11 protein-coding genes are annotated in these 12773 nt (G+C 69.7%); 7 read left to right on the top strand and 4 right to left on the bottom strand.

What is annotated here, in order from left to right; genetic code table 11:
• Window positions 1–166 precede the first annotated feature (166 nt).
• Complete coding sequence (locus tag ACQPXM_RS32175) at window positions 167–1879, top strand: ABC transporter substrate-binding protein (RefSeq protein WP_432940688.1); 1713 nt, start codon at window positions 167–169, stop codon at window positions 1877–1879.
• Window positions 1880–1964: 85 nt separating this feature from the next.
• Here the strand turns inward: ACQPXM_RS32175 and ACQPXM_RS32170 are convergent, their stop codons facing one another.
• Window positions 1965–4349, bottom strand: a complete 2385-nt coding sequence (locus ACQPXM_RS32170; RefSeq protein WP_432940685.1) for a tetratricopeptide repeat protein — start codon at window positions 4347–4349, stop codon at window positions 1965–1967.
• Window positions 4350–4452: 103 nt separating this feature from the next.
• Here ACQPXM_RS32170 and ACQPXM_RS32165 point away from each other — a divergent pair, with 103 nt between their 5' ends.
• From ACQPXM_RS32165 to ACQPXM_RS32150, 4 genes are all read left to right on the top strand, one after another.
• Window positions 4453–4749, top strand: coding sequence for a response regulator transcription factor (locus tag ACQPXM_RS32165; protein ID WP_083750826.1), 297 nt, complete (start codon window positions 4453–4455; stop codon window positions 4747–4749).
• Between the two features lie 100 nt (window positions 4750–4849).
• The gene (mshB, locus tag ACQPXM_RS32160; protein ID WP_432940682.1) at window positions 4850–5761 is read left to right on the top strand and encodes an N-acetyl-1-D-myo-inositol-2-amino-2-deoxy-alpha-D-glucopyranoside deacetylase; all 912 of its coding nucleotides are present in this window, start codon (window positions 4850–4852) and stop codon (window positions 5759–5761) included.
• 60 nt (window positions 5762–5821) lie between these two features.
• Window positions 5822–6331, top strand: coding sequence for a flavin reductase family protein (locus ACQPXM_RS32155; protein ID WP_432940679.1), 510 nt, complete (start codon window positions 5822–5824; stop codon window positions 6329–6331).
• Between the two features lie 105 nt (window positions 6332–6436).
• A complete protein-coding gene (locus tag ACQPXM_RS32150; RefSeq protein ID WP_432940676.1) occupies window positions 6437–8215 on the top strand; it encodes a VanW family protein in 1779 nt (592 codons plus the stop codon).
• A 52-nt stretch (window positions 8216–8267) separates the two neighbouring features.
• Here ACQPXM_RS32150 and ACQPXM_RS32145 read toward each other — a convergent pair whose 3' ends face one another.
• The gene (locus tag ACQPXM_RS32145; RefSeq protein ID WP_432940674.1) at window positions 8268–8705 is read right to left on the bottom strand and encodes a type II toxin-antitoxin system PemK/MazF family toxin; all 438 of its coding nucleotides are present in this window, start codon (window positions 8703–8705) and stop codon (window positions 8268–8270) included.
• Window positions 8706–8796: 91 nt separating this feature from the next.
• Between ACQPXM_RS32145 and ACQPXM_RS32140 the strand changes: the two genes are divergently transcribed.
• Complete coding sequence (locus ACQPXM_RS32140; RefSeq protein ID WP_432940672.1) at window positions 8797–10164, top strand: MFS transporter; 1368 nt, start codon at window positions 8797–8799, stop codon at window positions 10162–10164.
• Here the strand turns inward: ACQPXM_RS32140 and ACQPXM_RS32135 are convergent.
• Window positions 10146–11075: a GNAT family N-acetyltransferase gene (locus ACQPXM_RS32135; RefSeq protein WP_432940669.1), complete on the bottom strand. Its 930-nt coding sequence runs from the start codon at window positions 11073–11075 to the stop codon at window positions 10146–10148. The genes ACQPXM_RS32140 and ACQPXM_RS32135 overlap by 19 nt on opposite strands.
• A 115-nt stretch (window positions 11076–11190) precedes the next feature.
• Here ACQPXM_RS32135 and fdxA point away from each other — a divergent pair, with 115 nt between their 5' ends.
• Window positions 11191–11517: a ferredoxin gene (gene fdxA, locus ACQPXM_RS32130; RefSeq protein ID WP_012923087.1), complete on the top strand. Its 327-nt coding sequence runs from the start codon at window positions 11191–11193 to the stop codon at window positions 11515–11517.
• A 264-nt stretch (window positions 11518–11781) separates the two neighbouring features.
• On the opposite strand, the gene ACQPXM_RS32125 is transcribed toward fdxA, so the two are convergent.
• Window positions 11782–12759: a hypothetical protein gene (locus ACQPXM_RS32125; RefSeq protein WP_432940666.1), complete on the bottom strand. Its 978-nt coding sequence runs from the start codon at window positions 12757–12759 to the stop codon at window positions 11782–11784.
• Between the last annotated feature and the right edge of the window lie 14 nt (window positions 12760–12773).

The following is a 12773-nucleotide window of genomic DNA, read 5'->3' as shown; positions in this document are numbered from 1 at the left end:
GACGGTTACAAACGGTCTCTGTATCGCGTGGAAGTCGTCACGATCCGGTGACGGCCCCGAAGAACCGTTGAAGAGATGTCGAGGTCATGAGTAGATGACCGGCATTCCAGTCACCAGGGCAGCCGTGACCCGGCGTCCCGATGGAGGAAACAGAAAGAAGGATGGCATGAGACACGCCAAGCGCGCCGGATCCGTGATCGCCACGGGTCTGGCCCTGACCCTCACGCTGGCGGCATGCGGCGGGGGAAACAACAACGATGACGGCGCCGGCGGCGAGAGCTCGGAGCAGGGGGCGAAGGGTGGAATCGTCACCGTTTACCACGCTTCGGACTTCGAGCACCTGGACCCGGCTCGCGCGTTCGTTACCGACACCGGTATGGCCGGTCAGCTCCTCTACCGCACGCTGACCGCGTTCAAGTGGGACGGCGAGACCAAGAAGGTCGAGCTGGTCGGTGACCTCGCCGACAAGTGGGAGAAGTCGCCCGACTTCAAGACCTGGACCTTCACGCTGAAGGACGGCCTGAAGTACGAGGACGGCTCCCCGATCACGACCAAGGACATCAAGTACAACGTCGAGCGTTCGTTCTCCGCCGACCTGTCCGAAGGTGCGCCGTACGGCAAGAACTACCTGGACTGCAAGGGTTACGCGGGTCCGTACACGCCGGCCGGCAACAACGGCGGCAAGGGCTGCACCGCGATCACGGTTCCGGACGACAAGACGATCGTCTTCAAGCTGAACCAGGCGGTCTCGGAGTTCGACATGACCGCGTCGATGAAGATCTTCGCGCCGGTGCCGCAGGCCAAGGACACCAAGACCCAGTACGACAACCGGGTGTGGTCCTCCGGCCCGTACAAGATCAAGACCTACACCCGCAACAAGACGCTGGTGCTGGAGCGCAACACCAACTGGGACCAGGCCACCGACCCGATCCGTACCGCGATGCCGGACGGCTTCGAGTTCAAGTTCGGCGACGACGAGGCGATTGTCGACCAGCGCCTGATCGCCGGCACCGGCCCGGACGCCAACGCGATCAGCTTCTCCGGCGTCCAGCCGCAGAACCTGGCCAAGCTGACCCAGGCCAACGTCAAGGACCGGGTCGTCGAGGGCCGGGACACCTGCACTCGCTACATCGCGTTCAACCAGCAGAAGCCGCTGCTGAAGAACCAGAAGCTGCGGGAGGCGCTGACCTACGCCTTCGACAAGACCGCGTACATGACCGCCCGCGGTGGCGACAAGCTGAACGTCCCGATCGACTCGATCGTGCCGGAGAGCCTCGAGGGCTACCGGAAGAACACCGCGTTCGAGGTGCCGCTGACCGGCGACATCGAGAAGGCCAAGGCCGCGCTGGCCGAGGCCGGTTACAAGGGCGAGAAGCTGCAGCTGGGTGCGTCCGACGCGACCGACATCTCGATCAAGGCCGCGGAAGCCGCTCAGGCCGCCTGGAAGAAGATCGGTGTCAACGTCGACATCAAGAAGATCCCGGGTGACAACTACTACTCGACGCAGCAGAACGACGCGTCGGCGACGGACCTGATCACCGCCGGCTGGTGCTACGACTGGCCGTCGCTGTCGACGATCGTTCCGTCGGTCCTCGGACCGGACAACTCGGCGCCGGGCAAGGCGGCGCAGAACAACTACAGCCGCTCGCCGGTCGGCTGGGACCGGATGAACGAGATCCCGACGATCGCGGACCAGAAGGAGGCCGCCACCGCGTGGGCCGACGTTCTGGACGAGGCGATGAAGACGTTCCCGTTGATCCCGATCTCGGCGGACAACAACGTCTACGTCTTCGGTGGCAACATCACCGGCGCGACCGCCAACTCCGACGTCGGTGGTCTGCCGGACCTGACCAAGATCGCCCTGAAGAAGGTCGGCTGATCTCGAGCAGGTAGCAACTAGCTGAACCCAGGGGCGGCACCGGACCACCGGTGCCGCCCCTGGCACGTTCCCGGCGGATTCAGGCCTAGGAGATGCCGAGCAGTTCGCGCAGTTCGGCGGTGCCGTGGGCGTTGTGCTGCTCGCGGATGGACAGGGCGATCCGCCACTCGCGCCGGGCCTCCGGAAGCCGGCCCTGCAGGCTCCGGACCTCGCCGAGGGATTTGCGGATGTCGGCCTCGCACAGCCAGTCGCCGTACTGGCCGGCGATCGCCAGGCCCTCGCTCTGGTGCGCGACGGCCGCGTCGAGATCGCCCTGGGCCAGGCGCAACTTGCCCAGCTCGTTGAGAACCTCCGCCTGCTGTACGGCGGCGCCGGCCCGGCGGTAGAGGTCCAGGCTCTGCTGGAGGTTGTCGGCGGCCAGGTCGTACCGGCCGGCCTCGCGGTAGGAGACGCCGATGTTCTGGGCGATCATGCCGCGGTAGCGCTCCTGACCGGGCTCGACCAGCAGGTCGAGGGCTTCGGCGAAGTGGCGCTGGGCGGTCTCGGTGGCGCCGGTCTTCAGGTAGAGCATGCCGAGCGCCAGGCAGGCCCACGCCGCGCGCGGCGGGATGCCCAGGCGCAGGCCGATCTCGCGCGCGCGTTCGGCGTACGGGATGCCGTCGGCGGTGCGGCCGGTGCGTTCGAGGACGTGGCTGAGGCTGCTCAGACAGAGCGCCTGGAGGTTGCCGTCGCCGGACGCGTCCGCTGCCTCGATCGCCCGGCGCAGCGGCGTTACCGCCTGCTGGTACTGGTCCAGCTCGGCGTGGGCAGCGCCCAGGTCGTGCAGGACGAGACCCTCGGCGACCCGGTCGGGACCGCCGCTGACCAGGCGGAGTACGGCTTCGTTGACCTGTAGCCAGTCGAGCCACGCGCGGCGAAGGGCGTAGTACGCGTTGAGACCGATGGCCACCTGTACGGCGAGCTCCGGCTGCTCGGTCGCCGCATGCTGGATGGTGGTGACCAGGCCGGAGCGCTCGGCGTCCAGCCAGCTGAGCACGTCCTCCTGGGTCAGCAGGTCGTCGGCGCCCTTCAGCCACTCCTGGTCGAGCCAGCGTTCGCGGGTCACCCCGTGCCCGGCGTACTCGCTGGCTCGCCAGACGACGGCCGAGATCCGCTTGATCCAGCGCGTTGTCGCGGCCAGCCGGTCCTCGCGGGAGAGCGTCTGCTCGGCGAACTCCCGGGCGGCGACCCGTACCAGGTCGTGCAGCCGGTACACCCTCGGTGCGGGAGTGGTCAGCAGGTGGACGTCCACCAGCCGCTCCAGCACGATCTCCGCCTCCGGCTCGGGACTGTCCGACAACGAAGCGGCCAGCGCGGACGTCAGGTTCGGGCACTCGGCCAGACCGAGCAGCGCGAACATGGAGACCGCCTGTACGTCGATCGGGTCGTCGCTGCCGGCCAGCTGCTCGATCGAGAGCACCAGCGTCGCCCGTACGCCGGAGTCGTCGAGCTGGAGCTCGTCCAGCCTGCGCCGGCCGTCGGCGAGCCGGTCAGCCAGGTGCGCGACCGGCCAGGACGGCCTGGACGCCAGGCGAGCGCCGGCCATCCGGATGGCGAGCGGCAGACCGCCGCACTGCCGGACGACCTCGGCGCACTCGTCCTCCGGGGCGTCGGGACGGCCGGAGATGCGGCGCAGCATCTCGATCGACTCGTGCAGGGGTGGCTCGCCCAGCTGGTAGTGGCGACCGCCGAGCCCGGCCATGCTGCGGCGGCTCGTCACGACAGCGGCGCAGGCACCCGCTCCGGGGAGCAGGTGCCGTACCTGCTCGTGGTCAGCGGCGTTGTCGAGCAGGAGGACGAGCCGACGCTCGGCGAGCGCCGTACGGAAGCGGGCAGAGGCAGTCGGGAGGTCGGCGGCTGGAGTCTCGCCCAGGTCCTCCAGCAGGTAGGTGAGAGCCTCCAGAGGGTCCAGGGGCGGACCCAGCCCGAACCCGCGCAGGTCCAGGTACAGCTGGCCGTCCGGGAAGTGAGCGGCCACCTCGTGGGCCACGTGAATGGCCAGAGTGGTCTTCCCGATGCCGCCCATGCCGGTGATCGCCGTGACACTCACACCCGGGCTGTCGATCAGGTACCGGCTCAGTTCGGCCAGCTCCTGGACCCGGCCGGTGAAGTCACCACTGGCGAACGGCAACTGCCGCGGTGAGACCGCCGGGAGAGCAGGCTCGGCCGGCGGCAGACGGTCGGTCTGGCCGCGGCGGGAGGCCGCGGCGACCAGTGCGGCCTGCTGGTCCTGGTCCAGGCGCAGAGCGTTCGCCAGGGCGCGGACAGTGGCCGGCTGCGGGTATTTGCGGGTCCCGCGCTCCAGGGTGCTGATGGCCTGCACGCTGATCCCGGACACCGTCGACAGCTCGTCCTGGGTGAGGCCGGCCGCCGTCCGATGCCGGCGCAGCAGCGCCGCGAACTGCGACTCCACGCTCGCCTCACCCCTCACGATCGGCACTTTGTATGGGTGAACTGTATGGGTTGTACCTGGTGAGCGGTCTGGACCGGCAGAAGAATGAGCTGCGCTGGACCGATCTGGGGAGGAGATACGGATGTCCGTTTACCAGGCTGTCCCTGTGGTGCGAATGGAGGATTTCGCGCCGGAGGTGGTCTGCGAGGTGTACGAGCTCGGATCGCGGCGGCAGGCACCGTCCGCGGCCAAGGAGCTGACCACCCGGCAGGTGACGATCGGCCGGTTGATGGCGACCGGCGCCAAGGACGCCGCGATCGCGCGGCAGCTCGGCCTGTCACTGCGTACCGTCCGGTCGGAGATCAGCGCGCTGATCGCCGGGCTGGGGGCGCGGTCGCGGTTCCAGGCCGGGTGTCTGCTGGTCCGCCGCTTCGGCTGAGACCGGCCGGTGACGGGTCGCGATCTGGTGGTGGCGGCCCGGCCCCGGCGGTCGGCCTCCGTCGCCCGGAACTGTCCGGAGCCCGACGTAGGCTGACCGCATGAGCGACCTTGCTGACCGCCGGCTGTTGCTGGTGCACGCCCATCCCGACGACGAGACGATCAACAACGGCGCCACGATGGCGAAGTACGTGGCCGAAGGGGCCCACGTCACGCTGGTCACCTGCACCCTCGGGGAGGAGGGGGAGGTGCTCGTGCCGGAGCTCGCGCACCTGGCCGCCGACCAGACCGACGCCCTCGGCCAGCACCGGATCGGTGAGCTGGCCGCCGCGATGCAGGAGCTCGGCGTCACCGACCACCGCTTCCTCGGCGGCCCCGGGCGGTACCGGGACACCGGGATGATCTACGACGAGTCCGGCAACGCCGCCGTGCCGCCGGACACCCGGCCGGACAGCTTCTGGCGGGCCGATCTGGTCACCGCGGCCAACGACCTGGTCCAGATCATCCGCGAGATCCGCCCGCAGGTCCTGGTCACCTACGACGAGTGGGGCAACTACGGTCACCCCGACCACATCCAGGCCCACCGCGTCGCGACGTACGCCGCCTCCCTGGCCGCGGCTCGCTCGTACCGCGAGGACCTCGGCCCGGCCTGGGACGTCGCCAAGATCTACTGGACGGCGATCGCCGAGACCCCGATGCGCGAGAGCCTGCGGCACCTGCGCGAGTCCGGCGACACCACCACGTTCGAGGGCATGGACCCCGACGGCCCGATGCCCCCGATGATCACGCCGGACCGCCTGATCGACTGCGTCGTGTCGGCCGAGGGCTACCTGGACCGCAAGATGAACGCGATGAAGGCGCACGCCACCCAGATCACCGTCGACGGGCCGTTCTTCGCGCTGTCCAACAACAACGGCCTGGAGATCTGGGGCGACGAGGCCTACCGCCTGGTCAAGGGCACCGCGGCGCCGGGCCCCGACGGCCTGGAGACGGACCTGTTCGCCGGGTTGTGAGTGACCGGAGCCACACAGTGGGTTGAGACGTCAGCCATCGGCGGGTCTTAGGCTGCTGTGGTGACCCCGGACTCCAGTCGCAGTGTCGTGCCGGAGGAGTTCCGTGCGGTGCTGGGGCGGTTCGCCTCCGGCATCACGATCATGAGCACGCTGCAGGGCGGTGTCGCGCACGCGATGACCGCGAACGCGTTCACCTCGGTGTCGCTGGAGCCGCCGCTGGTGCTGGTGTGCGTGGACAAGGGCGTGCGGATGCACGAGGCGGTGCTGTCACGCGGCGATTGGGCGGTGTCCGTGCTGGCGGCCGGTGACCAGGCGGTGGCGGAGCGTTTCGCCCGCTCGGGGCGGGACCTGTACAGCCAGTTCGACGGGATCGACACGGTGCCCGGACCGAAAACCGGCTGTCCGGTGATCGCCGGGGCGCTGTCGTGGCTGGAGTGCCGGACCTGGGCGACCTACGACGGCGGCGACCACACGATCGTGGTGGGTGAAGTGCTCAGCTTGGGGACCGGGGATGACCCCGGCGCTTTGATCTACTACGCGGGGCAGTACCGGGACCTCCGGGGCAACTAGGGGCAGCTAGGGGCATCAGGGGGCAGATCCGACGGCGGAACCGGCGTGCCCGGTCGCGTAGGATATGCCGTCTGTCGTCTGGTTCGAGCAGGAGGACTCTGTCCGGTGGGGAGAAAACAGCTCGCGGGGATCATCGCCGCGGCCGGGTTCGGAGTGCTCGTCGTCGGGTACGGCGTGGCGTTCGCGCTGACCGGCGACAAGGTGCCGAGCAACACGACGGTGCTCGGCATCGACCTCGGCGGTCTGTCCGAGGGCGACGCCAAGGCGAAGTTGCAGGCGGGGATCAAGGACCGGCTCACGGTGCCGATCAAGCTCAAGGCCGGCGGGTCGACGTACCAGGTGAAGCCGGGCGACGCCGGGCTCAGCCTCGACGTGGACGCGACCGTCGCCGAGGCCGGTGCGGGCCGCAGCCTGAACCCGGCGCGGATGTGGCAGGTGATGACCGGCGGTGACGCGGTCGAGCCGGTGGTCACCCGCGACGAGGGCAAGCTGAAGGCGGCCGTCGAGCGGCTGGCCCAGCAGGTCAACCGCCCGGCCACCGAGGGCACGATCACCTTCCCCGACGCCAAGGCCGTGCAGCACGCGCCGGCCGACGGGCTGCAGCTCGACAACGCCAAGGCGACCGAGACCGTGGTGTCCGGTTTCCCGTCCGACGGCAACCCCAAGGACCTGCCGGTCAGCGTGACCAAGCCGCAGGCCGGGACCGAGGCGATCAGCAAGGCGATGAAGGAGTACGCCGAGCCGGCGATGTCGGGCCCGATCCGGCTCACCGTCGGTGACAAGGGCGTGAACCTGACCCCGGCCGAGCTGGCCCCGGCGCTCAAGCTGGTCGCCAAGGACGGCAAGTTCACCCCGAGCCTGGACGCGAAGAAGCTCGAGCCGCTGTTCAAGAAGCGGTTCAAGGACCTGGAGACGCTGCCCAAGGACGCGAGCATCCAGATCGTCGGCGGCAAGCCGCAGGTGGTGCCCGCGGTCGACGGCGAGGTCGTCGCGCGGGACAAGGTCGTGCCGGCCATCCTGTCGGTGCTGCCCAAGCCCGAAGGCGAGCGCAAGGCGGCGGTCGGCCTGGCCAAGACCAAGGCCGAGCTGACCACCGAGGCCGCGCAGGCGCTCGGGATCAAGGAGGTGATGGGGCAGTTCACCACCAAGTTCCCGCACGCCGAGTACCGCAACGTCAACATCGGTACGGCGGCCCGCAAGATCAACGGCACCCTGCTCAAGCCGGACGAGACGTTCAGCCTGAACAAGATCGTCGGTGAGCGGACCAAGGAGAACGGCTTCACCGAGGGCAACATCATCAACGGCGGCAAGTTCGTGCTGGACCTCGGTGGCGGTGTATCCCAGTCGGCGACCACCACGTTCAACGCGGCGTTCTTCGCCGGCCTGAAGGACGTCGAGCACAAAGCGCACAGCGTCTACATCAGCCGCTACCCGGTCGGCCGCGAGGCGACCGTGGCCTGGCCGTCGGTGGACCTGAAGTTCAAGAACGACTCCGGCCACGGGGTGTTCGTGCAGACGCTGTTCACCGCCTCCACGCCGGGCAACCAGGGCAGCATCACGGTGAAGATCTGGGGCACCAAGGTCTGGGACATCACCGCGGGCCAGTCCGCGCGCTACAACTTCCGCGCCCCCGGCCTGGTCTACAGCCAGGAGCCCGGCTGCCGCCCGCAGGCGCCGACCGGCGGCTTCGACATCAAGATCTACCGCTACTTCGCGAAGAACGGCCAGCGGGTCAAGACCGAGTCGTTCACCACGAACTACAACGCCGCCGACGACATCCGCTGCGGCCCGAAGCCGGGCACCACGCCCCCGCCGAACACGCCGGACACTCCGCCCACCCCGGGCCAGGGCAAGCCGTCCACGACCACCCGCCCGCCCAGCTGAACTCAGTCCACGACGAAGGCCGCCTGGATCGCTCCAGGCGGCCTTCGTCGTGTCAGGCGCTGTGGAGTTGGTGCAGTTCCTCGGCGATCTGGTGGAAGAGGACCTCACCGATGACGGCTCCCTCGCGCCGTACCTCCGACGGCGTCACCCGCAGGACCCGATCCAGCCGGACCTCGCTGTTGCGGCCGTCCTTGTCCCACGGCCCACTGCCGATGTCCAGCCACACGCGCCCCCACCGGGCCTCGTCGGCGGCGTCGCGGTCATGGTCCTTGCTGGTCAGGATCAGCGCCAGCAGATACGGCCCGTCCGAGCCGACCACCAGCACCGGCCGGTCCTTGCCTCGCTGGTGGTCCTCCTCGAACGGCACCCAGGTCCACACCACCTCGCCCGGATCCGCGACCCCGTCGTCCGGGTGCGGCGTGTACTCGACCCGCACGGTTCCCTCGTAGTCCCCGGGATACTCCGGCCGCTCGGCCACGTGATCCGCCATGCGCCCGACGATAGGCGATCGCCCGCGTACGCCGCTGCCCTCACACGCCAGCGGCCGGGCCCGTTCCACCCCCGACACCGAAGGGGTGACCGTGCGGACCACCACACACCACAGCCGCGGCACGATGCTCGCGGTCCTGCTCACCGGCCAGTTCATGGCGAACGTCGACACCGCGGTCGCCAACATCGCCGCACCAGCCCTCCAGGCCGACCTCAACGCGACCGAGGGCCAGGCTGCCCTCGTCGTGTCCGCGTACGTCGTCGCCTTCGCCGTCCTGCTGGTCACCGGCGCGCGCCTCGGCTCGTCGCTCGGCTATCGCCGGGTCTTCCTCACCGGCCTGCAGCTCTTCACGCTCGCCTCCCTGGCCTGCGGCCTCGCTCCCGACGTCCGCACGCTGACGGTGGCCCGGTTCGTCCAGGGCGCCGGAGCCGCGCTGATGGTCCCGCAGGTCCTCAGCGGCATCCAGCTCTCGTACGCCGGCCGAGAGCGCGTGAAAGCTCTCGGCTGGTTCTCGATCGCCCTGTCCGGCGGTGCCGTCGCCGGCCAGGTCCTCGGCGGGGTCCTGATCTCCGCCGACCTCTTCGGCACCAGCTGGCGGCCGATCTTCCTCGTCAACGTCCCGATCGGCATCGCCCTCACCGTCGCGGGCCTGCGCCACCTCGACTCCGCCCGCGGCGTCAAGCAGCCACTGGACGCGAGGGGAGTCGTCACCCTGTCGGCCACCGTCCTGCTGGTGATCGTGCCGCTCCTGCTCGGCTCCGAGCGCGGCTGGCCGGCCTGGTCGTGGATCTGCCTGGCCCTCAGCCTGCCCATGCTCGCCCTCTTCGAGTACGGCGAACGCCGCGTCGCCGGATCGGGCGGCCGCCCCCTGATCGCCCGCCAGGTCCTGCGCAACCCGAGAGTCCGAGCCGGACTGCTCGCTCACGGCGCCACCACCGGCTCGTACTTCGCGCTGCTCTTCGTCCTGGCCCTCTACCTCCAGCAGGGCCTGGGCAAGAGCCCGGCGTACTCCGGCCTGGCCATGGTCGTCTGGGTCGCCGCGTTCGGTATCGCGGGCCCGCTGCTGCCGAGAGTGCCCGAGGGGATCCGCTGGCTTCCTGTACTCGGCTGTGCGGTCCTGGGGACGGGCTACCTGGCCGTCCTGGTCTACCTGCTCGGTGGCGGAACGTCGGGCCCGCTCCTGTTCGCCCTCCTGGGGATCGGAGGCTTCGGCCTCGGAGTCAGCGCCAACACCCTCATCGGCGGGATCACCTCGAGCATGCCCACGCAGTACGCCGCTGACCTGTCCGGAGTGGTCGCGACCAACGCCCAGCTGGCAGGAGCCTTCGGCGTCGCGGTGGCCGGAGCCGTCTACTCCGGCCTGAGCACCGATCCGCAGTACGCGCTCAGCGTCGTACTGGCGGGCTTCGTGGCGCTGAGCCTGGTCGGCGTCGGTGCGTCCTATCGCTTGGTCAGATAGCGGTAGCGGTACGCCTCGACGTAGCCGAGACCGGTGTAGGTGGCCAGAGCCCCCGCGTTGTCCTCGACGACCTCCAGATAGGTCCGCCGGCCGCCCAGGGGCCCGGCCCAGCGCGCCAGGCCTTGCAGCACCGCCGTCGCCAGCCCCCGACGCCGGTACGCCGGCGCGACCCGGACAGCGTCGACACCCAGCCAGTGACCGGTCATCGAGCCACGCCCGACGGCCACGATGCGCCCGTCCAGCTCCACCGAGGCGAACCCGGCCCGCGGGGCGCCCTCCATCACAGTGGGCGCCGCAGCAGGCACCGGGCCCTCGAAGGCCGCCTCGTACCACTCCGCGTCCGGCCGGTCCGACACCAGCACCTCGTACGCCGGTACGCCGTTCACGTGGTCCAGGGTCGTGTGCAGCACCAGGGGGTCCGCCTGCTCCGGCCTCGCATCGGTCCAGCCGTGACGGCGGAACTCCTCGGCCTCCGGACTGCCCAACCGCACCAGTACCAGCGGCGGCAGCCCCCGCTCCTGGTAGAACGCCTCCGCCTGCTTCGCGGCGTCGCTGAACGGCAGCCCCGGGTCACCGGCGGGCAGCACCGAGTTACCCCGGCCGGTCCAGCCGCCGGACGCCCGGAGCAGCCACTCGCCGACGTACTGGGTCTCCACGGCCGGGCGACCGAGCGCCGTGGTCAGGAAGAGTTGCTCGACGTCCACCCGGCGCAGCGGCATCGGGGGGATCGGTTTGGCCGCGACCACCGCTGTCTGGCGGATCCGGTACGGCGTACTGTCGGCATGACGGACCACGAGGGTCTCCGCGTCGTACGACTCCAGCACTCCGATGACGTCGGTCGCCTGGCCGCCGTCCAGCCGGTGGCGGACCACGACACGGTGGCCGATATCACGGGGACTGACGCCTGACACGATGCGGACTCCTGGCAGAGTGGGCGGGGTACTACCGTGATACTAGAGAACCGAGCACTACCGCACCGCAGCATTTCCCAGACCGCTGCGCTTGCTGGCCATAGGAGGAGTACCAGTGACTTACGTCATCGCGCAGCCGTGTGTTGACCTCAAGGACCTCGCGTGCGTCGAGGAGTGCCCGGTCGACTGCATCTACGAGGGCAACCGGATGCTCTACATCCACCCCGACGAGTGCGTCGACTGCGGAGCGTGCGAGCCGGTCTGCCCGGTCGAGGCGATCTACTACGAGGACGACACGCCGGAGCAGTGGAAGGACTACTACACGGCGAACGTCGACTTCTTCAACGACCTCGGCTCGCCCGGCGGCGCGTCGAAGCTCGGCAAGATCGACAAGGACCACCCGTTCATCGCGGCCCTGCCCCCGCAGGAGCACGACGAGTAATCGGTCCCCCACGAACCACCGTCACCCGCTGCGGGGACGGTGGTTCGTCGTGTCTACAGGTTGTCGTACGGCGCTCAGTTGGGTCGCCGGCGGGTCGCGGTTCAGCGGGTTGCTCGTTCGTTCTCGTGCGGCGGCACGTACTCGACCAGCGCGAGGCCCGGCCAGGGACGCGCGCGCAGCACGTCCGCGAGGCTCACCACCCGCTCGGCCTTGCGAAGCCCGAAGCTCGCCGAGGCCTCGTCGCCGAACTCACCGCGACCTCACCTATTCGTCGACCACGTCGACATGCACGTGGTCCAGGTGCCGCAACGTGTCCCGGTTCCCCGGCCGGTCCGGCGCCTGGTAGTCGCGCCAGCCGCTGTCCGAGCGCCCGCCCGCGGTCCAGATCTTGTCGCTGAAGATCACGGTCTTGATCTTCAGCCGGTCCGCCTGCGCGACCAGGTACTGCGCGAGCGCCCATCCGCGGGTGGTGTTCGCCGGCGAGATCGGCTTGACGAAGATGTCGACCGCTCGCCCGTCGTAGTGCGCCGAACCCTCCATGTGACCCGAGCGGATCCCACCGGCGGCGTACCCACCGGTGGAGAGCTTGCCGAACGTCTTGGCCAGGTCCCTGCGCACCGCCTCGGCCCGCGGGGTCAGACCGTTCGCACCGATCGTCTCCAGCGAGCCGGTCGGGTTGTCCAGCGTGCAGCTGAACGCCGCCTTCGACTGGCCGGTCAGCGCCGAGGCCAGGATCCGGGCGTCGGCCTCGTGGTCGGCGTACGCGTTCGGGAAGGCGCTGCGCTGGACCCGGTCTGCGGCGACCGTCACCGCGAGCTGCTGGTAGTTCTTGATCTTCACCAGCGCGTCGTAGAACTTCGAGGCCGCGTAGTGCGGGTCCTGGACCTGCGCGGGCGTGCCCCAGCCCATCGACGGTCGCTGCTGGAACAACCCCAGCGAGTCGCGGTCGCCGTGTGCCACGTTGCGCAGCCCGGACTCCTGGTACGCCGTGGCGAGCGCGATCGTGGCCGCGCGCGGCGGCAGTCCACGCCGTACGGCGACGCCGGTGATCACCGCGGCCCACTGCGCCTGCTCGAGGTCGAGCGTGACCGTGGTCCCGTTCACCGTCGCCTCGCACTGCTCCCGCGGCGGGATCAGCGGCCCGATGCCCTGCCCGCCGACCCAGGAGATCGCCGCGCCGACGGCCAGCGCGAGCGCGCCGATCGCCCCGACAGCGACGATCACTCCACGATTCACCGGCATACCGCTCCCAACGT

It is taken from the genome of Kribbella sp. CA-253562 (assembly GCF_050942265.1).
Classification (GTDB): domain Bacteria; phylum Actinomycetota; class Actinomycetes; order Propionibacteriales; family Kribbellaceae; genus Kribbella.
The sequence above is the reverse complement of the archived record's forward strand: the minus strand, read 5'-3'. Positions and strand labels throughout refer to the sequence as shown.

What these genes read in the sequence shown, in the direction of transcription:
- ACQPXM_RS32175 (WP_432940688.1), top strand. Translation starts at nt 167, where the DNA reads ATGAGACACGCCAAGCGCGCCGGATCCGTGATCGCCACGGGTCTGGCC.
- ACQPXM_RS32165 (WP_083750826.1), top strand. Translation starts at nt 4,453, where the DNA reads ATGTCCGTTTACCAGGCTGTCCCTGTGGTGCGAATGGAGGATTTCGCG.
- mshB (WP_432940682.1), top strand. Translation starts at nt 4,850, where the DNA reads ATGAGCGACCTTGCTGACCGCCGGCTGTTGCTGGTGCACGCCCATCCC.
- ACQPXM_RS32145 (WP_432940674.1), bottom strand. Translation starts at nt 8,705, where the DNA reads ATGGCGGATCACGTGGCCGAGCGGCCGGAGTATCCCGGGGACTACGAG.
- ACQPXM_RS32125 (WP_432940666.1), bottom strand. Translation starts at nt 12,759, where the DNA reads ATGCCGGTGAATCGTGGAGTGATCGTCGCTGTCGGGGCGATCGGCGCG.